The organism is Nocardioides sp. N13(2025) (assembly GCF_051912545.1).
In the GTDB taxonomy this organism is placed as follows: domain Bacteria; phylum Actinomycetota; class Actinomycetes; order Propionibacteriales; family Nocardioidaceae; genus Nocardioides.
In genome coordinates this window covers 3,218,661-3,238,301 of the sequence record NZ_CP196809.1, presented here as the reverse complement: position 1 = coordinate 3,238,301, position 19,641 = coordinate 3,218,661, and the positions used below count along the sequence as shown (strand labels likewise).

Here is a 19,641-nt window from a genome sequence, read left to right as displayed (position 1 = left end):
TTGTCGGAGCCGGCACGTAGGTTCAGGGCGTGAGTGAACGATGAGCAAGATGGACAACCTGCGAGCCATGCGTGAGGCCAAGTACGCCGAGGCGCAGAAGCGGGCTGCCAGTGCACCGGCGAAGACGGCAGCCGCCAAGGCCAAGGCCCCCGTCGCGCCGCCTGCACCCGTGGCGCAGCAGGCGGCCGCCACGCCCGCGGTCGAGGCCACGGGCACGGCGACCGACGACCTCTGCGGCCACCGCAACATGAGCGGGCGCACCTGCACCCGCGAGAGCGGCCACGCGCAGAAGAGCCACCGCTACTCCTGAGCGGTCTCACGCGCTGAGGGCGTCCTCCGGCACGCCGAGAGGGTGGGGCGCGGGCTCCCCGCGGAGCTCGGCCACCTGCGCCACGAGCACGGCCATCACCTCGTCGGCGACGCGGCGCACGGTGGCGTCGCTGGGCGGGCGGTCGTCGGTGACCCCGGCCAGGCGGCGTACGTCGATGGACTCACCCACCGCCACGGCCACGCGCGGGCGCCACACGGTGTTGCGCAGCAGGCGGCCCAGGATGCCGGTGCGGCCCACGACCCGGTGCGCGCCGACGAGCGCGACCGGCACGACCGGGGCCCCGGTGCGCAGCGCGAGGCGGACGGCGCCGGTCTTGCTGCGCTCGGGCCAGTGCTGCGGGTCGCGGGTGATGCGCCCCTCGGGGAAGAGCCCCACGGCCTCGCCGGCCTCGAGCGCAGTGGCGGCCGCGTCGAGCGAGCCGGCGGCGGAGTCGGTGCCGCGGAGCACGGGGATGAACCCGAGCCGGCGCACCAGCGGGCCGACGACACCGTTGCGGAAGACCCCGCCGGTGGCCATCAGGCGCAGCGAGCGGCCGAGCCGGCGACCGACGAGCGCGAGGAGGATGCCGTCGGCGAAGCTCGTGTGGTTGGCGACGACGATCACCGGACCCTCGGGCAGCCGGTCGGCGGGGACCGAGCGCCGGGTGAGCTCGAGCCGGCTGACGGACGAGACGACGGCACCGAGGAGTCCGGCGGCGACGGCGTAGAGCAGCGCGTCCCGGAGACCGGGACGCTGCCACGTGCTGGGATCCATGGGGCGAGTGTGGTGGACGGGTGCGGGGTCGCACCTGAGTACGCGGACCGTGTCGTGGCAGGCGGATTGCCCCTCGAAATGGTCCCGTGCGACTTCTCTCGATCTTCCTGAAGGTCCTCGGCGGTCTGGTGTCCTTCCTGCTGCTGTTCTACGTGGCGGTCAACCTCGCCGCCGTCGCGGAGGCCGCCGTGCAGCGCCACCGCGTCTCCGAGGACGTCACTGCGGTGCTGCCGCGGATCCTGCCGAGCGCCGAGGAGTCGCAGGCCGAGCTGGTCGACTCCGTCGCGCGTGAGCCGGAGAGACGGTGGATCGAGCAGGCCTGTCGATTCGAGACCGGTGAGAGCGGCTGGATCGTCATCGACCATCGTGAGGTCTGCGTGCTCCGCAGCGTGACGGCGTGGCGGGTGGCGTCGGAGGGGGAGGCGCGCCGTCTGGTCCCGACGGGCGACCGCGACGAGTGGGCCTACCAGGGGTGCCGCTCACTGGGGGTGGCCGGCGACCCGGGTGTGGTCGCGGGACCCGAGGCGACGTACGTCGACTGGGTCGCCGCGGCCGACGAGCCGTGGTGCCTCAGGGAGCTCGGCCCGGCCGACGACGCGCGCACCCTCGCCGGCGAGCGGGTCGCGCTCGAGCAGGGTCGCTGGCTCGTGCTCGTCGCCGAGCAGCCGCTGGTGGACGAGTCCATCGGCTGCGCCCACTGGTCGGTGCTGTTCTGTGACAACCCGTGGACCGGTCACGCCTTCGGCGAGGCTCCGGAGTCCTGATCAGCGCGACCAGTGGCCGGGGCGGGAGAGCCCGCCCGGCAGCACCGTCGAGCCGTCGCCCACGGCGGCGTTGACCTGCGGCTGCGTCAGGAAGACGGCTGACGACAGGTCGCAGCCGCGGACGTCGGCGTCGCGCAGGTCGGCCCCCAGCAGGTCGGCGTCCTGCAGGTCGGCCTCGCGCAGGTCGGCCCGGATCAGCACGGCGCCGCGGAACGACCAGCCCCGGTGGTCGCCGTCCAGCCGGCGCCCGGCGAGGTCGTGCCGGGACCGGTCGTCGGCCGCGGGCCAGCGACGTCGTACGCGGGCGCTGGCCTCGGCGAGCAGCGCCCCGACGCGTGTGTGGAGGTCGTCGATGTCGAGGGTCAGCAGCGCCTCGGGGGAGGCGGCGGTGAGCTCCTCGACCTCCGCGCGGACCGTCTCGGCGGCGGGGTCGGGCGAGCGGCGTCCGACCTCCGAGAGGTGCACCAGCATCTCGTGCAGCTGCCGCATCACGGAGAGCACGGCGGCCATCTCGCCGAGGTTGTCCTGCTCACGCCAGGACACCCCGTCGTACGTCACCCGGGAGACCTGTTGCCCGGCGCCGAAGCACTCGAAGACGGTGCACCCCGGCCAGCCGTCCTCGCGGAGCGTGGCGTGGATGCCGCACCGGTCGTCGTCGAGGAGGTTGAGGCACGGGATGCCGCTCGGCTTGTCGACACCGAAGCCCGAGGAGGCGGAGAAGGGGAGCAGCACGCAGCAGAGCCCGAAGCACTGCGAGCAGTCGGAGACCAGCTCAGGTGTTGCCATCCGTGGATCGTGCCACGGGTGTGGTGAGGCCGATGAGGGCCTACGGCGCTAGTACCAGCCGTTCTGGATCGCGAACGCGTTGACGAGGACGAGGAGGAAGAACAGCCCTGCGACCACGCGGTTGTCGAGGAGGAGCTTGGTCATACATCAACTCTGCCCGGCTGTCCGGGAAATGAAAGAAGTGGTAGGTAAAGTTTCATCCACTTTGGGGGACGCTCTCGCCGCCGCCCCGAGTTTGGTCCTCGCGCGCATCCGCGACATGGTGGAGGGGACACATTCGCCACACGGATTGGAGAGCCCATGCTCGCTCTCACCGAGAACGTGACCGAGATCGTCAAGCAGCTGACCGAGGAAGTGCCGGCCATGTCCGGCGTCCGCATCGCGGCCGAGCCCGACGGGCAGTCCCTGTCGGTCACCCCGGCCGACCAGGCTGCACCGACCGACCAGGTCGTCGAGCAGGACGGCGCGACCGTCTACGTCGACGGCGCGGCCTCCGAGCTCCTGGACGACATGGTGCTGGACGGAGGCGTGGACGAGGACGGCAACATCCAGTTCGCGCTGGGCCAGCAGGCCTGAGCTTCACCCACAGGAAGTCCCGGACCCGTTGCGGGTCCGGGACTTCTTGCGTGCTGGAGGATGACCCAGACGCGTCATTGCTGACCGGGGTGCGACCGCCCTACGGTGCTGAGGTCCGTCTCGGGTCCGCCGACTCTGGGCAGGAGCGAGCGATGCAGCGTCGCCGGTTCGTATCCACACTCGTCCTCGCGGTCGCCCTGGCGGCCGTGCCACTCGCGGCCGGCGCGGCTCCACGCCCGGAGCCCGGCCCTTCGTCAGGTGGCCCCGGATCCCAGGGCGCGGTGCAACGGAAGGTCCCGCACGGTGACCGCAACCACGACCGTGTCGACGACGCCTTCGAACAACGCCTGCGCGCGGCTGCCGCCCGCGACCGGCTGGCTGTGGTCGTCACGGGCCTCGGCGCAGCAGAGGCCCGGCACGCGGTCGGCGACTTCGCCCTCCGGCACCGGCTCCCGCTGGTGGACGGGTTCTCGGCGACGATGACCGCCGGCCAGGCCCGCGCCCTGGCCCGGCGCCCCGGCGTGCGGCGTGTGGAGGCGGTGACCACGGTGCGCGCGACAGACGACGGGACCAGCCGCGACTTCGGTGCGACGGCCGCCGCGACCGATCGCCCCGGCCTCGACGGCAGTGGGGTCGGCATCTGCGTGATCGACACCGGCATCGACCCGGCCCACGAGCAGATCGCGCCCCGCACGGTCACCTTCAAGGACTTCATCGGCACCCGGACCACCGCGTACGACGACCACGGCCACGGCACCCACGTCGCCTCGATCGCCGCCGGCGACGGGGCCGGCGGGACCAGCGCTGCGACCTTCGCCGGGGTCGCCCCCGCGGCGGGACTGTGGGCTGCCAAGGTGCTGAGCTCGTCGGGGTCCGGCTCGAACGACGGGGTCGTCGCGGGCGTCCAGTGGTGCGCGGCACAGGTGGGCGTGCGGGTGCTCTCGATGTCCCTGGGCGACGACGCCGGCGGCGACGGCACCGACGTGGTGAGCCTGGCCGTGAACAACGCCGTCGCCGGCGGCGACGTGGCCGTCGTGGCCGCGGGCAACGCGGGCGACGGCGCAAGGACGATCGCCGCGCCCGGCACCTCCACCGGTGCGATCACGGTCGGGGCGGTGGCCGAGCACTCCAACCCGCTGGGCACCGACCGGCACGACGACGGGATCTGGCTGGCCGCGTTCTCCAGTCGGGGGCCCACGGTCGACGGGCGCGTGAAGCCCGACGTGACCGCCCCTGGCGTGACGGTGCGGGCCGCCCAGGCCGGGACCACGGCGGGCTACGTCACCTACAGCGGCACCTCGATGGCGACGCCGTACGTCGCCGGAGCGGTCGCCCTCGGGCTCGAGGCAGTCCCGCGGGCCACCCCCGCGACGGTGCGGTCGGCGCTGACCGCGACGGCCCTCGACGCCGGCGCCCCGGGGACCGACAACGAGTGGGGGGCCGGGCTGGTGGACGTCCGCGCCTTCGTGGACGCGCTCGCCGGCGCGCCGGCTCCTCGCCGCACTCCCTTCCCGGCCTGGTCGCGGGTGACCGGCGTGGTCCCGAACGGCGGCTCGGTGGACGTGCCGATCGAGGTGCCCGCCGAGGCGCTGGGTCAGCCGCTGGCCGCCACCGTCGCCGTCGACGGAACCCTGACGTGCACGCTGTTCGTCCTCGGGACGTGCTGGAGCGAGGAGTTCTCGCCCGACCTGGACGTCGAGCTGCGCCGCCCCGACGGCACGATCGCCGCGACCAGCGAGTGCCCGCTGAGCGGCCTCACGTGCGGTGTCGGCCGTCAGGAGGTCGTCGCGGTCCGTCCCGCCGTCGCGGGCACCTGGGTGCTGCGCCTCTTCGCCTTCGCCGGCTCGCCCAACAACGGCAAGGGAGGACCGTTCGCCGTCGACGTCGCGCAGGGCCCGACCGGCACCAGCCAGCCGCCCCCACCGCCGGTGAACACGGTGCCGGTGGCGAACGCCGGGCCGGACCTGACGGTGCGCGCCAACCGCAAGACGGGACTGGGCAGCTTCACCCTGGACGGGACCCGCTCGACCGACGCCGACGGAGACCAGCTCGCCTACACCTGGACCGACGCCGCAGGGGCGACCGTCGGCAGCGGCGCGCTGCTCGGCCTCAAGCGGGCGGTGGGCACCTGGACGTTCGTGCTCCGGGTCGACGACGGCCGCGGAGGCACCTCCTCGGACACCGTCGTGGTGACCGTCCGGCGCTGACCGGAAATTCCCGAAGTTGAGGGGAATCGACTCAACTTCTGGCGCGTTGGCATCAGTGGGACCAGAGTGGTCCCCACCACGCACACGGAGGACCTGAGTTGAGCCAGTTCGGTGCCGACAAGTTCACCACCCGCAGCCGCGAGGTCATCGAGGCTGCCCAGCTCGCCGCCACCACCGGCGGCAACACCAACACCGAGCCCGTCCACCTGCTCGTCGCCCTGCTCAAGCAGGAGGACGGCACGAGCCGCAGCCTCGTGCAGAAGGCGGGCGTCGACCCGGCCCCGCTGCTCGCGCGCGCCGAGGGCGTCCAGCAGCAGCTTCCCCGCGCCACGGGCTCGACCGTCCAGCAGCCCAGCGCGTCCGCGGCCCTGACCCGGGTGCTCGCCTCGGCGCTCGACCTCGCGGGCTCGATGAAGGACGACTACGTCGCCACCGACCACCTGCTCGTCGCCATCGCGACCGTGGAGTCGCCGGCCCAGAAGGTGCTCACCGACGCCGGCCTCACGGCCGCGGGGCTCCGGGAGGCCATCACGGCCGTCCGGGGCAACCGTCGCGTGACCAGCGAGGCCGCCGAGGCGTCGTACGAGTCGCTGGACAAGTACTCCGTCGACCTGACCCAGGCGGCCGAGGACGGTCGCCTCGACCCGGTCATCGGGCGCGACGCCGAGATCAGGCGCGTGATCCAGGTGCTGTCGCGGCGCACCAAGAACAACCCCGTGCTCATCGGTGAGCCCGGCGTCGGCAAGACCGCCGTGGTCGAGGGCCTCGCCCAGCGCGTCGTCGCCGGCGACGTGCCCGACTCGCTCAAGGGCCGGCGCGTGCTGTCGCTCGACCTGGCCGCGATGGTCGCGGGCGCGAAGTACCGCGGCGAGTTCGAGGAGCGGCTCAAGGCCGTCCTGGAGGAGATCAAGGACGCGGGCGGGCAGGTCATCACCTTCATCGACGAGCTGCACACGGTCGTCGGCGCGGGCGCCGGCGGCGACTCCGCGATGGACGCGGGCAACATGCTCAAGCCGATGCTCGCCCGCGGCGAGCTGCACATGATCGGCGCGACCACGCTGGACGAGTACCGCGAGCGGATCGAGAAGGACCCCGCGCTGGAGCGCCGCTTCCAGCAGGTCTTCGTCGGTGAGCCCAGCGTCGAGGACACGATCCAGATCCTGCGCGGCATCCAGGAGAAGTACGAGGCGCACCACGGCGTCCGCATCACCGACGCCGCGCTCGTCGCCGCTGCCACCCTGTCCGACCGCTACATCACCGGCCGGCAGCTGCCCGACAAGGCGATCGACCTCATCGACGAGGCGTCGTCGCGGCTGCGCATGGAGCACGAGTCCTCGCCCGAGGAGATCGACCAGCTCCGCCGCCAGGTCGAGCGCCTCAAGATGGAGGAGTTCGCGCTGGCCAAGGAGACCGACGCCGCGTCGGTCGAGCGCCTCGAGGCGCTGCGCCAGGACCTCGCCGACAAGGAGGAGGAGCTGCGCGGGCTCGAGACCCGGTGGGAGCGGGAGAAGGACCAGCTGCAGGGCGAGGGCGAGCTGCGCCGCCAGCTCGACCAGCTCAAGATCGAGGCCGACAAGAAGCTGCGCGAGGGCGACCTCGCGGGAGCCAGTGAGATCCAGTACGGCCAGATCCCGGCGCTCGAGAAGCAGATCGCCGAGGTCGAGTCGGCCGAGGCCGTCGACCTCGAGCCGCTGGTCGGCGAGGAGGTCGGCGCCGAGCAGATCGCCGACGTCGTCGAGGCCTGGACCGGCATCCCCACCGGCAAGATGCTCCAGGGCGAGACCGCCAAGCTCCTCGAGATGGAGTCCGTCGTCGGCGAGCGGCTGATCGGCCAGCGCGAGGCGGTCACGGCCGTCAGCGACGCCGTACGCCGCTCGCGCGCCGGCATCTCCGACCCGAACCGCCCGACCGGGTCCTTCCTCTTCCTCGGGCCCACCGGTGTCGGCAAGACCGAGCTGGCCAAGGCGCTGGCCGACTTCCTCTTCGACGACGAGCGGGCGATCGTCCGCATCGACATGAGCGAGTACAGCGAGAAGCACTCGGTCTCCCGGCTCGTCGGTGCGCCTCCCGGCTACGTCGGCTACGACGAGGGCGGGCAGCTGACCGAGGCGGTGCGGCGCCGGCCGTACAGCGTCGTGCTGCTCGACGAGGTGGAGAAGGCGCACCCGGAGGTCTTCGACATCCTGCTGCAGGTGCTCGACGACGGGCGGCTGACCGACGGCCAGGGGCGCACGGTCGACTTCCGCAACACGTTGCTGATCCTCACCTCCAACCTCGGCTCGCACTTCCTGGTCGACCCGACCCTCGACCCGGAGGCCAAGAAGCAGTCGGTGATGGGAGTGGTGCGCGCGCACTTCAAGCCCGAGTTCCTCAACCGGCTCGACGAGGTGGTCATGTTCGACGCGCTGACCAAGGACGACCTGGCCCACATCGTCGACCTGCAGCTCGCGCTGCTGGAGAAGCGGCTCGCGGTGCGGCGGATCACCATCGCGGTGACCGACGCGGCGCGCGCCTGGCTGGCCGAGACCGGCTACGACCCGGCGTACGGCGCCCGGCCGCTGCGCCGGCTGATCCAGTCCGCGATCGGCGACCCCCTCGCGCGCAAGCTGATCGCCGGCGAGGTCACCGACGGTGGCTCGGTCACCGTCGACGTGGGTGAGGCAGGCCTGACGCTCTCCTGACCTCGCCGGGTCGAGTGCGCACCCTCGCGGGGACCACTACCGCCAGCGCACTCGACCCGCGGCGGCCACAGGTGGGGGATGCTGGCTCCGTGACGACCGCCGCTGATGACGTACGCCCGTGGTGGCGGCTGCGCGACACCCCGGTGCCCGGCGGCGTTCCCGATCTGGCCAGGGCCCTGCTGTGGGCTGAGCTGGCGATCGTGCTGCTGGTCTCGCTGGGGCGCTCGGCGGTCTACGCGATCGTCAACCTGGTCGCCGCCCTCGCCGCACCGGGGCCGCTGTCCGCGCAGGGCGCCAACCTCAACAACTCGCTGTCGCGCCTCCCCTGGCTCGACCTGGTCTACCAGCTGCTGCGGATCGGGTTCGCGCTCGTGCCGGTCGCGCTGGCGGCGTACCTCCTGGTCCGTTCGGGAACGCGGCTGCGCGACGTCTGGGCGCGCGACGGCGGCTGGAGCACCGCGCGCGACTGGGGTCGTGGCGCCTGGCTCGCGCTCGCGGTCGGCTCGGTGGGGGTGGTGTTCTACCTGGCGACCTTCGCGCTCGGCACCAACCTCACGGTGGTCGCCCAGTCGCTGCCGGGGCAGTGGTGGCGCGTGCCGGTGCTCCTCCTCGCGGCCGCCGAGAACGCCGTGCTCGAGGAGCTCGTCGTCCTCGGCTTCGTGCAGGTGCGGCTGCGCCAGCTCGGGTTCGGCGACTCCGCGGCGATCGGGCTGGCGGCGCTGCTGCGTGGGAGCTACCACCTCTACCAGGGGCTCGGCGGCTTCGTCGGCAACCTCGCGATGGGCCTGCTCTTCGGCTGGCTGTTCCGCCGCTGGGGGCGGGTGATGCCCTTCGTCGTCGCCCACACGCTGCTCGACGTGGGCGCGTTCGTCGGCTACGCCGTCCTCGCCGGCCGGGTCGACTGGCTCCCGACCCTGTAGGCCCCCAGGGTCACTCGCCGACCTCGACCTCTTCCGTCGCCAGCGCCTCGCGGTCCTGCCGGCGGGAGCGGCGCCCGAGCAGGCCGCCCGCCCAGAGCGCCCACAGCACCAGCACCGGCTGGAAGAACAACCGGATGAAGCGCGCCCGGTCGGTGTCGAGCCCGAAGGCGTCCCGGCCCTCGACGTACTGCGCGATGTTGCCCGGGAAGATCGCCACGAAGAAGGCCGCGAGGAGCGCGCCGACCGTGCGCCGGTGGCGGGGCAGGGCGACGAACGCACCGCCCAGGGCGATCTCCACGACCCCGGAGCCGAGCACCGTCAGGTCCTCGTCGACCGGGAACCAGCCGGGCACCTGTGCCCGGAACTCCTCGCGCTGCGTGGTCAGGTGCAGCACCCCCGCGCCCACCATCGCCGAGCCGAGCAGGACGCGTCCGAGGGTCTGGGCCTTCATGGAGACACCCTAGGCCGGGGGCAGCAGGACCCCTGGGTTCATCAGGCCCTCGGGGTCGAGGGCCTGCTTCACCGCGCGCATCAGGTCCACCTCCACCTCCGACTTGTACGACGCCGCGGCCGCCGCCTTCGTCCGACCGAGGCCGTGCTCGGCGCTGATGGAGCCGTCGGTCGCGGCCACGGAGGCGTAGATCGCCGACGTCAGCTCGGCGGCCGCCAAACGCAAGGACTCGTCGTCGCTGCGCCCGTCCCGGAGGGGCGCGTTGAGGTTGTAGTGCAGGTTGCCGTCGCCGACGTGACCGTAGGTCACGAGCCGGACCCCGGCGAGGACCTCCGCGAGCTGCGGGCCCATCGCCTCCGCCCAGTCCGCGAGCCGCGCGATCGGGAGGGTGACGTCGTGCTTGAGCGTGGCTCCCTCGACCTTCTGCACCTCCGAGATGCCTTCGCGCAGCGCCCACAGGGCCGAGCGCTGCGCGGGGCTCCCGGCGATCGCGGCGTCGGAGGCGAGCCCTCCCTCGACCGCCTCGCTGAGGACCGCCTCCAGCGTGTCGTCGAGGCTGTCGTCCGTCTCGGTCCCGGCGAGCTCGAGGAGGACGTACAAGTCGCTCGGCGCCGCGAGCGGGTCGGTCGCGCCGGGGAGGTGGTCGAGGACGAGGTCGATCGCCTGGCGGTTGGCGATCTCGAACGTCGTGAGATGTGCGCCGCCGCGCGCCTGCGCCACCGCGAGGAGGGCGACCGCGGCCGCCACCGACGGCACCGCGACCCACGCGGTCGCGTGCCGCGGCGTCGCCGGGAAGAGCCGCAGCACGGCGCCGGTGATCACGCCGAGGGTGCCCTCGGAGCCGACGAAGAGCTGGGTGAGGTCGTAGCCGGTGTTGTCCTTGCGCAGGCCGCGCAGGCCGTCCCAGACCCGGCCGTCGGGGAGGACGACCTCGAGGCCGAGGACCAGCTCGCGCGTCATCCCGTAGCGCAGCACCGCGGTGCCGCCGGCGTTGGTGGCGAGGTTGCCGCCGATGGTGCAGCTGCCCTCGGAGCCCAGCGACATCGGGAACAGCCGGCCCGCGTCCGAGGCCGCGGACTGCACGTCGGCGAGCACGACGCCGGCGTCGACGGTGATCGTGCCGGCGACCGGGTCGACGTCGCGGACGGTGCGCATCCGGCCCAGCGACAGGACGACCGCCTCGCCCGAGGCATCCGGCACGCCACCGCCGACCAGGCCGGTGTTGCCGCCCTGGGGGACGACCGGCGTACGCGTCTCGTGGCACGCGCGCACCACCTCGGCCACCTCCCCGGTGGACCCCGGACGGACGACGGCGAGCGCCCGACCCTCGTGCACGCCCGTCCAGTCGACGAGGTGTGCCGCCATGTCGGCGGCCTCGGTCAGCACGTGGTGGTCGCCGACGGCGAGTCGGAGTCGGTCGAGCAGGTCGGTCACGGGTGTCTCCTCGGGGTCGGTCCGCTCCAGACGGACGGCGTCATCCCAGCACGATGACACGCTCCCGTCCCTGGGGCGGTTCCCGTCGTGACCACTCGCATGTGAGGGTGTGGCAGGAGGGCTGCTGCCACGACGTCGACGTGAAGGGGGTGCGATGGACCAGCCGGCCGACCCGGGCCAGGCCGTCGCGCCCTGGTCCGACGACCAGACGCGCCAGCACCTCCAGGTGCTCGTCGAGGGTGTCGCGACCCTGGCGGGATTCGAGCAGTCGGCCGTGACGTTGCGCCGCAACGGCCACTTCGAGGTCGTCGCGGCAGCCGGTGTCGCCGACGGGTTCGTCGGCATGCTCGTGCCGGCCGAGGTGATCGAGGAAGACCTCGCCAGCGCCGAGGAGTGGGGCGTGTGGCGCTTCATCCACCACGACCGCGCACGCGAGGACGCGCTGGGCTACAGCCACATCCCCGACATCACGCCGCTCGACGGCGACGACGCCTGGCACCCGCTCGACACCCTGTTCGCGCCGCTCCGCGACGACGACGGCCGGCTGCTCGGCATCCTCGGGGTGGACAGCCCGCGCAACGGGCGACTGCCGAATCCCGCGCAGCTGGACGTCCTGACCCAGTACGCCGTGGTGGCGCGCTCCCTGCTGCAGCTCGCGCTCGAGCGCGAGCGGCTCAACGAGCAGGTGCGCATGGCGACCGAGGCTCGCGAGATCGTCCGCAAGGCCCTCGGCGAGCCGACCCTGGACCTCGTCCTCGAGGCCTGCCGGTCCACCGTCGTCTCGTGCTTCGACGCCGCGGGCATGTGGGTGACGGCCTTCGACGGGGAGGGCGGCACCAGGACCGCCTGGTACGCCGAGGGCGCGGAGTCCGAGCCGCTGTTCTCCCAGTTCGACGACGACGTCGTGCGCCTCGCGCACCGCTACTGGGCCGACCAGTACGTCGCGCCGTTCTCCCGCGCCAGCTCGGCCCAGCCGGACCTGGAGCCCGAGGACGCCGAGCGCCTGCTCCAGTACCTGGACGGCATCGGCGTCGGCTCGCTGCTCTTCGTGCCGCTCGGCGCGGGCACCGAGTGCCTGGGCTTCCTGGTCCTGACGCGCGTCTCGGACTGCCGGCCGTGGACCGATGTCGAGCGCGACGCGGCCCTCGACATCGGACGCGACCTGGGGCGGGCAGTCGCGAACGCCCGCCAGCTCGAGCGCGAGCGGGCCGTCGTCGACCGGCTGCGCAAGCTCGACGGCTACCGCGTGGAGGTGCTCAACACCCTGGGCCACGAGCTGCGCAACCCGCTCTTCTCGATGAGCGCGAACCTCGAGCTGCTCGACGTCGACGCGCTCGACGACGACGGGCGCCGCTCGGTCGAGGCCGCCGCACGCGGCGCCGACCGGATGCGCGCGGTCATCGAGGACATGCTCACGATGGCCCAGATGTCCGACCCCCGACGTGAGTTCGACCCGGTCCCGGTGGACCTGGGCCGCGTCCTGGCCGGCGTCAGCGACGAGTTCCACGCACAGGCCACCGCAGCGGGGGTCGCGTGCGAGGCCGAGGTCTCCGCCGGCCCCGTGCTGGTGCCCGGGGAGCCCGAGGAGCTCTTCCGGCTGCTGGGCAACCTGGTCGGCAACGCGATCAAGTACACCGACCCCGGTGGCCGGGTGACCGTGCGCGTCGCGCGCCAGGGTCGCGACGTGGTCGTCACGGTGACCGACACCGGCATCGGGATCTCCGAGCACGACCAGTCCCAGCTCTTCCGCGAGTTCTTCCGCTCCACCAACCCGGCCGCGCTGGTGCGCCCGGGCACGGGACTCGGGCTGGCCATCGTGTCGCGCATCGTCAACCGCCACTCGGGCAGGGTCGAGATCGACTCCGAGCGTGACCGCGGCACCACGGTCACCGTGGTGCTGCCGGCCCTCGACGCCGACGACCCGACCTGAGCGCCCCACCCGATCGCCGCCCTCGACTGTGTGGTCCTCGTGACGTGGGTGCCACGTCACGAAGACCACGCTGCTCCCAGTTTCCCCGCCTATGCGGGGAAACTGGAGAGGTCGGGCGCACGAAGGCCGGGCGATTGCGGGCGGGGGTTTCGGGGTACGGCGGGGTCGTCACGCACCCGACGCCAGGAGGCAACCGCATGTCCAACGACGCCATCGTCCTGCTCAAGGACGACCACAAGGAGGTCCGGAAGGTGTTCCGGGACTTCGAGTCCGCCGGCGAGGACGCCACGGAGCGCAAGGGCAAGCTCGTCGAGAAGATGATCGAGCTGCTGACCCAGCACACCTACATCGAGAACGAGGTCATGTATCCCAGGGTCCGGGAGCTGCTCCCCGACCTCGAGGACGACGTGCTCGAGTCCTACGAGGAGCACCACGTCGCCGACGTCCTCGTCATGGAGCTCGCCGCCATGAAGCCCACCGACGAGCGCTTCGACGCCAAGACGACCGTCCTCATCGAGAACGTCCGCCACCACATGGACGAGGAGGAGGAGGACTGGTTCCCCAAGGTTCGCGAGGGGCTGGGTCGCAACGCGCTCCAGGAGATCGGCGAGGAGCTCCTAGCGGCGAAGAAGAAGGCGCCCACGAAGCCGTCGCAGCCGAGTGCGCTGAAGACCTTCGGTTGATGGGTGACAGATCTAGTTCGGTTGATCGGTGACACTCGTTGTCACTGTAGGACGCCGTTGTGGCGCGGTGGATCGCTTGACCCTCACCTCCCCGGTGCTCTCGCGCTTCTGGGTTCGCAGGAGTTGGTCACCGTCGTAGAATTGCAGGACGTTCTCGGTGACCCACACGTCGATGGGGCGACCGGCCGCGGCCACGCCGAGGCAGACCTGTTGCCAGCTGACGCACACCACGCCTACGGCGCTGGCCCGGCGGGTCACCCAGGTGCCGTCGACGCGGTCCTCGCCGGGTCGGCCGGGGTTGCGTGATGTCCGGATCGGGGCAACGGGCGCCGGGTCAGGCCTGAGGAACCGCGACGCCGGGGTGGCCATGTCCAGCGCCTGGTGCGGCCTGTCGTAGTTGTAGTCGTGGACCCAGGCATCCAGCTCGGTCTGCGCGGTGGCCAGGTCGGGAAAGACCCGGTCGGTGCGGAACTCGGTCCGCAAGGCCCGGTGGAACCGCTCGATCTTCCCCGTCGTCGTGGGCGAGCGGGGCTGGGTGTGCAGGTGCTCGATGCCGTTCTCCCGACAGATCCGGTCGAAGAGCACCTCCACCGGTGGCCGGTTGAACCGGCCGGTGAACACCTTCCCGTTGTCGGTCAGGATCTGCCCCGGCACCCCAAAGGTCCGCAGTGCGGCCGCGAGGCCGTCGCACACGTGCGGGGACGTCTCCCGCAGCATCAGGTACGCGCTGACGCAGAACCGGGAGTGGTCATCGACCCCGGTCAACGCCTTGGCCCGCCGCCCGTCCGCGAGGACGAACCCGCCCACCACGTCGATCTGCCACAGCTCCATCGGGAGCCCGCGCTCCCACCGCTTCCACTTCCGATCCCGCCGCCGACGCCCGGACGGGTCGATCAGGTTCAACCGCACCAGCGCGCGGTAGACCGCCGACTCCGACGGCAGCGGCTCCACGCCGACCTTGTCGAGCTCGAAGACCAGCCGGCGGGGCCCCCACCCCGGATGCGAGGACCGCATCGTGGCGATCACCGCCTCCACCTCGGCGCCGATCTGGTGCGGACACGACCGCGGCCGATGCGACCGGTCCGCCAGCCCCTCCAAACCCTCGGCCTCGTAGCGGGCCAACCACCCGTGCAGGGTCTTGCGGTGCACCCCGAACCGGGCCGCCACGCTCGAGACCGTCTCGCCGTCGCTGATCACCGCCAGCACGGCCTGATACCGCTGCTCGCTCACGCTCAACTCCCTCATCAAGGGAGTGTCACCAATCAACCGGAGTAGCTGTCACCCATCACCCGACGATGTGTAACGCATCAGCCGAAGGCCAAACGTCACCCATCAGGCGAAGCAATACAGTCGCAGCCGAGTGCGCTGAAGAAGACGGTGGACGCGGTCCTCGACTGAGAAGTCCGCGTCGCGACGCCGTAGACGCGGCAGCCTGGTGGTGCCACCGTTGAGGCATGGCCACCAGGCTCGACGTCGACTACCTGGTCGTCGGTGCGGGCGCCATGGGGATGGCGTTCACCGACGCCCTCGTCGACCACGCCGACGTCCGGGTGGCGCTGGTCGACCGGCGGCACGGTGCCGGCGGGCACTGGCTCGAGGCCTACCCGTTCGTGCGCCTGCACCAGTCCTCCGCGTTCTACGGCGTCGCCTCGACGTTGCTCGGCGGCGGGCGCCTGCAGGACCACGGTCCGGAGGCCGGGCTGCAGGAGCGGGCCTCGCAGCCCGAGGTCGTCGCCTACTACGCCGACGTGCTCGACCGCCTGCAGCAGACCGGGCGGGTCCAGTTCCTGCCCGGCAGCGACCACCTTGGCGACGGGACGGTGGTCTCGCGCGTGTCCGGGCGTCGGTTCGAGGTGCCGGAGCACTGTCGCGTCGTCAACGCCCACTACCTGGCGCCCAGCATCCCGGCGGAGATGCCGGCGCCGTTCGGGGTCGGCGACGACGCGCGGGTGCTGCCCGTCAACGACCTCGTCCACGTGGAGGAGGCGCCGAGCCAGTACGTCGTGGTGGGCGCCGGCAAGACCGCGACGGACGCGTGCGTGTGGTTGCTCGGGCAGGGGGTCGACCCGGACGCGATCTGCTGGGTGCGCCCGCGTGATCCCTGGATGTTCGACCGGGCCCTGATCCAGCCCGACCCCGCCATCTTCCTGGGCGTCCCGGCGACCATCTTCGAGTCGGCGTTGGCCTCGGAGTCCCTCGACGAGCTCTTCCTGCGGCTCGAGGACGCCGGCGTGATGATGCGCATCGACCGCACGGTGACGCCCACGATGGCCAAGACCCCGACGCTTGCCCAGTGGGAGCTCGAGAAGCTGCGCACGATCGAGGACGTCGTGCGCCGCGGGCACCTGCGCTCGGTCGAGCGTGGGCGGCTGACCTTCCTCGACGGCTCCACGGTCCGGGTCGCCGACGACGCCGTGGTGGTGCACTGCGCCGCCGACGGCCTGAAGTACCCCCCGCTCGTGCCGGTGTGGCGTCCCGAGGACATCACGCTGCAGCCGATCCGGGCCGGCTTCCCGTGCTTCGGCGCGGCGGTCACCGGCTACGTCGAGGCGACCCGCGACGACGACGCCGAGAAGAACCGCCTCTGCCCGCCGTCCCCCTTCCCCGACTCGCTGCAGCAGTGGGCGGGGATGAACGTGCTCGGCACGCGGGCGGCGATGTCGTTCTCCGCCGAGCCCGACATCAAGGCGTGGGCCGACGGTGTGGCCCTCAACCCGGCCCGCGTCCCCGCCGGGTACCCGCCGTCCGCGGCCCTCGACAGCGCCCGCGAGCGCCTGGCGGCGAGCACCGGTCCGGGCCTCGAGCGGCTGGCCGCGTGGATGGGCGCCGGCTGAGGCCCGATCCGTCAGCCCTGCCCGAGGGTGGTGCCACGCCTCTTGGACGGCTGGGCACGGAGGCTCCGCTTCAGCGAGCGGGCTTCCTTCATGACCTGGACCTGGCTGGTCGGGGGATCGACCCCGGCCGCCCGGTTGGCGCAGGGGACGCACGCGCGCACGTCGCCGACGACGAGCCCGTCCGGGTCCCGCTGCACGGTCCGCCGGTGGAGCGTCCGACGGCGACAGGTCTCGCATCGGTCCAGGTGCTCGACGGTGGTCATCACGGCGCCCATGATGAAGGGTCGGGGGCGCCGTGGTCAGGCGAATACGAGGAGCCGTCACCCCCTCGGGTGGATCTGTTCGGTGAGGTGCGCGTAGCCCTCGCGGTAGGTCGGGAACGTCGCCGCCCAACCGGTCGAGCGGAGCCGGGCGTTGGAGAGCCGCTTGCCGTGCCCGCGCGCGGGGTCGGCGGGTGGTGGACCGGGTGCGCGCAGCCGGGCTGCGAGGAAGGCCGCCACGTCGCCGAGCTGGGCTGGCTCGTCGTCGGTGCCGAGGTAGAGCCGGTCGGGCTGCGTGGTCATCGTGAGCAGGTGGACGACCGCGGCCGCCGCGTCGTCGCGGTGGATCCGGTTGGTCCAGCGGTGCGCGTCGTCGATGCGCCCCTCGCGGACCTGGTCGAGCAGGCGGGTGCTGTCACCGCCGTAGAGCCCGGACAGGCGCAGGACGGTGCCGTGCGGGACCCGCTGGTGGAAGGCTTCCTCGGCCGCCAGCAGCATCCGCCCCGGCCCGTCGGACGGTGCGGCGGGAGTGGTCTCGTCGTCGAGCGGCGGCTGGTCGCGGCTGGGCATGACGGCCGTCGACGAGACCAGCACGGCGCGCTCGGGCGGCTCCGGCAGCGCGTCGAGCGCCCGCGCCATCCCGTCGACGTACGTCGCCCGGTAGGCCTCCTCGGTCCGCGGCCGGGCGGTCAGCGCGACCACGACCAGGCGAGGGCGCACGTCGGACAGGTCCGGCGCCTCGCGCGTCAGGTCGACCGACCGGCCCCGGAGGGGCGCAGGCACCCGGTCGGCGTTGCGCCGCAGGGCGAGCACGTCGTGGCCGAGATCGGCCAGGTGCAGCCCGACGTCCGCGCCGAGGCCGCCGGCGCCGACGAGGAGCACGTCCGAGGTCACCCTGCGCACGCTACGTCAGGGCTTGGCACAGGTTCCCCCGACGACTCTGGGCAGCGCCCGGATGTCGTGGCACCGTGGGACCCGTGAAGCGTCCACCCCCACCACTGCTCGCGCTCCTTGCCGGGCTCGCCCAGCAGGCGTGGACGAGCCCCGCGCCTCCGTCGGCCCCCCGGCGCGCGCTGGCGATCGCGACCGCGGCCGCCTCGGTGGGGCTCGCCGGCGCGGCGGCCGCGCAGTTCCGCGCGCACCACACCACGGTCGAGCCGTTCGACCCCTCCAAGGCGAGCGCCCTGGTGGTGTCGGGGGCCAACTCCGTGACCCGCAACCCGATGTACGTCGGCATGGCCGGGCTCCTGGTCGCCAACGCCATCCGGCTGCGCGACTGGCGGGCCCTGCTGCCGTTCGCGGCGTTCGTCGGGGCCATCGACCGGTTCCAGATCGCCGCCGAGGAGAAGGCGCTGGCCGAGAAGTTCGGCGCCGACTACGCGGCGTACCGCTCGGCGGTCCCGCGCTGGATCGGCGCCCGTTCTGTGCGATGAAAAGGGATCCGTCATACGAAGCCGCACCCATGCGTGCAGGTCCGGATGAGGGATCGGTCAGCGCGAGGACAGGAAGGCGTCGACCTCGGCCGCGGTGGGGGCGGACTCGGGCCCGCGCCGGGTGACCTTGATCGCCGCGGCCGCATTGGCGCGGCGGCAGCCCTCGACCCAGGGCGTGCCGGCGGCCACCTCGGCCAGCAGCGCGCCCGTGTGGGTGTCGCCCGCGCCGTTGGTGTCGACCGGCTTCTGCGGGAACCCGGCGACGTACGTCGTCTCGGTGCCGACGTGCACCGCGCAGCCCTCCGGCCCGTCGCGCACGATCGCCACGGCGTCGCCGCGCAGCAGGGGAGCGACGGCGGTGGTCAGCGCAGACAGGTCCGCGGGCGGCTCCTTTCCGAGCGCGCGGAGGACGTCCTCCGCCTCCTCGGCGTTGCTGGACCAGACGTCTGTCACCTCGAGCATCGCGGCGCGGACCTCGTCGGGCAGCCCGGCGAACGCCGCACCCGGGTCCAGTACGACGACCACGTCGGGGTGCAGGGTCGGCAACCAGGCCAGCAGGGGGTCGCGCGTGCTCTCGAGGGCCAGCGAGAAGCCGGTCACGCAGACCAGGTCGCCGGCCCGCGGCTGCGAGGTGGCCAGCGACTCGACGCTGATCTGTCGCTCCGCACCCAGGGTCGTGACGAACGTGCGCTCCGCGCTGGGCTCGACCATCACGACGCAGATCCCGGTGTCGAGGTGGCTCACCGGGGGAGCCGACACACGGATGCCCTCTGCGTCCAGCGCGGCCCTCACGAGGTCGCCGTGCGGGCCCGTGCCGTGGGCGCCGGCGTGGATGCAGTCCGCGCCGAAGCGGGCCGCCGCGACGAGCACCGTCACCGCCCCGCCGGCGTAGTCCGTGGCCGACGCCGCCATCACGTTCTGGCCGCGGGCCGGGAGGTCGGGCACCTCGACGACGACGTCGACCAGGGCCTGGCCGGTGTGGATGACCCGGCTCAAGAAAGGACTTCCTCGGTGGTGGCGAGCGTGATCTGCGGCGGGTAGAGCGCCATCACGTCCAGCGCGGACCGGTGGTTCTCCGGCGTGGACCCGGCGCACGCGTCGGTGACGACCGTGATCGTCGCGCCGGCGTCCGCCGCGGCGAGCGCCGTCGAGATGACGCAGCAGTCGGTCGAGACGCCGGCCAGCACGAGGTGGGGCGTGGGCCCGGTGACCGCCTGCAGGGCGTAGCCCCACTTGCCGAAGGTCGGCCGCGAGACCACCTCGCGTCCCAGGTCCGCCAGCTCGGGGACCACCTCCAGCAGCGGGTCGTCGTCGGCCACGTCGGCGAACGGCCACGCCTCCAGGTAGGCCGCCCAGCTGCCCAGTGGCTCGGGCGCCGGCACCCAGCGCGTGACGACGGTGCGGTCGCCGGCGGCGGCTGCGAGACGTCGTACGGGATCGACGATGTCGGGGAACATCGGCGAGCCCCACGCGCTCGTCGGGTCGGCGAAGATCCGCTGTGGGTCGATGACGACCAGCCAGGCGTCGGGGTGCATGCCGCCAGCCTGTCAGAAGACGTCAGCGGCCGCCGGTCCCCCGACCGGCAGCCGCTGACTCGC

At 72.7% G+C, this 19,641-nt stretch carries 19 protein-coding genes; 10 read left to right on the top strand and 9 right to left on the bottom strand.

Annotated features, from left to right (window positions below):
- Nucleotides 1–49: 49 nt before the first annotated feature.
- Nucleotides 50–310, top strand: coding sequence for a hypothetical protein (locus ACS3YM_RS15730; RefSeq protein WP_439937370.1), 261 nt, complete (start codon nucleotides 50–52; stop codon nucleotides 308–310).
- A 6-nt stretch (nucleotides 311–316) separates the two neighbouring features.
- Here ACS3YM_RS15730 and ACS3YM_RS15725 read toward each other — a convergent pair whose 3' ends face one another.
- Complete coding sequence (locus ACS3YM_RS15725) at nucleotides 317–1,084, bottom strand: lysophospholipid acyltransferase family protein (RefSeq protein WP_439937369.1); 768 nt, start codon at nucleotides 1,082–1,084, stop codon at nucleotides 317–319.
- An 86-nt stretch (nucleotides 1,085–1,170) separates the two neighbouring features.
- On the opposite strand from ACS3YM_RS15725, the gene ACS3YM_RS15720 reads away from it, so the two are divergent.
- Nucleotides 1,171–1,848 carry a hypothetical protein gene (locus ACS3YM_RS15720; RefSeq protein ID WP_439937368.1) on the top strand — a complete coding sequence of 226 codons (678 nt, stop codon included), beginning with the start codon at nucleotides 1,171–1,173 and terminating at the stop codon, nucleotides 1,846–1,848.
- On the opposite strand, the gene ACS3YM_RS15715 is transcribed toward ACS3YM_RS15720, so the two are convergent.
- On the bottom strand, nucleotides 1,849–2,634 hold the full coding sequence (locus ACS3YM_RS15715; RefSeq protein WP_439937367.1) for a pentapeptide repeat-containing protein: 786 nt from the start codon (nucleotides 2,632–2,634) through the stop codon (nucleotides 1,849–1,851).
- A 300-nt stretch (nucleotides 2,635–2,934) separates the two neighbouring features.
- Between ACS3YM_RS15715 and ACS3YM_RS15710 the strand changes: the two genes are divergently transcribed.
- The 4 genes from ACS3YM_RS15710 to ACS3YM_RS15695 all read left to right on the top strand — a co-directional run bounded on the left by ACS3YM_RS15710 (nucleotide 2,935) and on the right by ACS3YM_RS15695 (nucleotide 9,018).
- Nucleotides 2,935–3,210, top strand: coding sequence for a hypothetical protein (locus ACS3YM_RS15710; protein ID WP_439937366.1), 276 nt, complete (start codon nucleotides 2,935–2,937; stop codon nucleotides 3,208–3,210).
- 281 nt (nucleotides 3,211–3,491) lie between these two features.
- Nucleotides 3,492–5,417 (top strand): S8 family serine peptidase, encoded by a 1,926-nt coding sequence (locus tag ACS3YM_RS15705; RefSeq protein ID WP_439937365.1) that lies wholly within the window; start codon nucleotides 3,492–3,494, stop codon nucleotides 5,415–5,417.
- Between the two features lie 98 nt (nucleotides 5,418–5,515).
- Nucleotides 5,516–8,098: an ATP-dependent chaperone ClpB gene (gene clpB / locus ACS3YM_RS15700; RefSeq protein WP_439937364.1), complete on the top strand. Its 2,583-nt coding sequence runs from the start codon at nucleotides 5,516–5,518 to the stop codon at nucleotides 8,096–8,098.
- An 89-nt stretch (nucleotides 8,099–8,187) separates the two neighbouring features.
- Nucleotides 8,188–9,018: a CPBP family intramembrane glutamic endopeptidase gene (locus ACS3YM_RS15695; protein WP_439937363.1), complete on the top strand. Its 831-nt coding sequence runs from the start codon at nucleotides 8,188–8,190 to the stop codon at nucleotides 9,016–9,018.
- A 10-nt stretch (nucleotides 9,019–9,028) separates the two neighbouring features.
- Here ACS3YM_RS15695 and ACS3YM_RS15690 read toward each other — a convergent pair whose 3' ends face one another.
- Together ACS3YM_RS15690 and ACS3YM_RS15685 are read right to left on the bottom strand one after the other, a co-directional pair.
- Nucleotides 9,029–9,469 (bottom strand): DoxX family protein, encoded by a 441-nt coding sequence (locus tag ACS3YM_RS15690; protein ID WP_439937361.1) that lies wholly within the window; start codon nucleotides 9,467–9,469, stop codon nucleotides 9,029–9,031.
- A gap of 9 nt (nucleotides 9,470–9,478) precedes the next feature.
- Nucleotides 9,479–10,903 (bottom strand): FAD-binding oxidoreductase, encoded by a 1,425-nt coding sequence (locus tag ACS3YM_RS15685; protein ID WP_439937360.1) that lies wholly within the window; start codon nucleotides 10,901–10,903, stop codon nucleotides 9,479–9,481.
- Between the two features lie 154 nt (nucleotides 10,904–11,057).
- Here ACS3YM_RS15685 and ACS3YM_RS15680 point away from each other — a divergent pair, with 154 nt between their 5' ends.
- Nucleotides 11,058–12,833, top strand: a complete 1,776-nt coding sequence (locus ACS3YM_RS15680; protein ID WP_439937359.1) for a sensor histidine kinase — start codon at nucleotides 11,058–11,060, stop codon at nucleotides 12,831–12,833.
- A gap of 197 nt (nucleotides 12,834–13,030) precedes the next feature.
- Nucleotides 13,031–13,516, top strand: a complete 486-nt coding sequence (locus ACS3YM_RS15675) for a hemerythrin domain-containing protein (protein WP_439937358.1) — start codon at nucleotides 13,031–13,033, stop codon at nucleotides 13,514–13,516.
- Between the two features lie 12 nt (nucleotides 13,517–13,528).
- On the opposite strand, the gene ACS3YM_RS15670 is transcribed toward ACS3YM_RS15675, so the two are convergent.
- Nucleotides 13,529–14,761, bottom strand: coding sequence for an IS481 family transposase (locus ACS3YM_RS15670; protein ID WP_439937272.1), 1,233 nt, complete (start codon nucleotides 14,759–14,761; stop codon nucleotides 13,529–13,531).
- Between the two features lie 209 nt (nucleotides 14,762–14,970).
- Between ACS3YM_RS15670 and ACS3YM_RS15665 the strand changes: the two genes are divergently transcribed.
- On the top strand, nucleotides 14,971–16,350 hold the full coding sequence (locus ACS3YM_RS15665) for an NAD(P)-binding protein (RefSeq protein WP_439937357.1): 1,380 nt from the start codon (nucleotides 14,971–14,973) through the stop codon (nucleotides 16,348–16,350).
- An 11-nt stretch (nucleotides 16,351–16,361) separates the two neighbouring features.
- On the opposite strand, the gene ACS3YM_RS15660 is transcribed toward ACS3YM_RS15665, so the two are convergent.
- Together ACS3YM_RS15660 and ACS3YM_RS15655 are read right to left on the bottom strand one after the other, a co-directional pair.
- Complete coding sequence (locus ACS3YM_RS15660) at nucleotides 16,362–16,616, bottom strand: hypothetical protein (RefSeq protein WP_439937356.1); 255 nt, start codon at nucleotides 16,614–16,616, stop codon at nucleotides 16,362–16,364.
- A gap of 54 nt (nucleotides 16,617–16,670) precedes the next feature.
- Nucleotides 16,671–17,504: an NAD-dependent epimerase/dehydratase family protein gene (locus ACS3YM_RS15655; RefSeq protein ID WP_439937355.1), complete on the bottom strand. Its 834-nt coding sequence runs from the start codon at nucleotides 17,502–17,504 to the stop codon at nucleotides 16,671–16,673.
- A gap of 83 nt (nucleotides 17,505–17,587) precedes the next feature.
- On the opposite strand from ACS3YM_RS15655, the gene ACS3YM_RS15650 reads away from it, so the two are divergent.
- Nucleotides 17,588–18,043 carry a methyltransferase family protein gene (locus ACS3YM_RS15650; protein WP_439937354.1) on the top strand — a complete coding sequence of 152 codons (456 nt, stop codon included), beginning with the start codon at nucleotides 17,588–17,590 and terminating at the stop codon, nucleotides 18,041–18,043.
- A 57-nt stretch (nucleotides 18,044–18,100) separates the two neighbouring features.
- On the opposite strand, the gene ACS3YM_RS15645 is transcribed toward ACS3YM_RS15650, so the two are convergent.
- Nucleotides 18,101–19,039 carry a PfkB family carbohydrate kinase gene (locus ACS3YM_RS15645; RefSeq protein ID WP_439937353.1) on the bottom strand — a complete coding sequence of 313 codons (939 nt, stop codon included), beginning with the start codon at nucleotides 19,037–19,039 and terminating at the stop codon, nucleotides 18,101–18,103.
- Nucleotides 19,036–19,578: a cysteine hydrolase family protein gene (locus ACS3YM_RS15640; RefSeq protein WP_439937352.1), complete on the bottom strand. Its 543-nt coding sequence runs from the start codon at nucleotides 19,576–19,578 to the stop codon at nucleotides 19,036–19,038. Before ACS3YM_RS15640 ends, ACS3YM_RS15645 begins: the two co-directional genes overlap by 4 nt.
- Nucleotides 19,579–19,641: the final 63 nt, after the last annotated feature.

Bases quoted from the DNA above. Each gene is read 5' to 3' on its own strand.
- ACS3YM_RS15730 (WP_439937370.1), top strand. From the start codon at position 50: ATGGACAACCTGCGAGCCATGCGTGAGGCCAAGTACGCCGAGGCGCAG.
- ACS3YM_RS15725 (WP_439937369.1), bottom strand. From the start codon at position 1,084: ATGGATCCCAGCACGTGGCAGCGTCCCGGTCTCCGGGACGCGCTGCTC.
- ACS3YM_RS15715 (WP_439937367.1), bottom strand. From the start codon at position 2,634: ATGGCAACACCTGAGCTGGTCTCCGACTGCTCGCAGTGCTTCGGGCTC.
- ACS3YM_RS15710 (WP_439937366.1), top strand. From the start codon at position 2,935: ATGCTCGCTCTCACCGAGAACGTGACCGAGATCGTCAAGCAGCTGACC.
- ACS3YM_RS15690 (WP_439937361.1), bottom strand. From the start codon at position 9,469: ATGAAGGCCCAGACCCTCGGACGCGTCCTGCTCGGCTCGGCGATGGTG.
- ACS3YM_RS15680 (WP_439937359.1), top strand. From the start codon at position 11,058: ATGGACCAGCCGGCCGACCCGGGCCAGGCCGTCGCGCCCTGGTCCGAC.
- ACS3YM_RS15675 (WP_439937358.1), top strand. From the start codon at position 13,031: ATGTCCAACGACGCCATCGTCCTGCTCAAGGACGACCACAAGGAGGTC.
- ACS3YM_RS15670 (WP_439937272.1), bottom strand. From the start codon at position 14,761: ATGAGGGAGTTGAGCGTGAGCGAGCAGCGGTATCAGGCCGTGCTGGCG.
- ACS3YM_RS15665 (WP_439937357.1), top strand. From the start codon at position 14,971: ATGGCCACCAGGCTCGACGTCGACTACCTGGTCGTCGGTGCGGGCGCC.
- ACS3YM_RS15640 (WP_439937352.1), bottom strand. From the start codon at position 19,578: ATGCACCCCGACGCCTGGCTGGTCGTCATCGACCCACAGCGGATCTTC.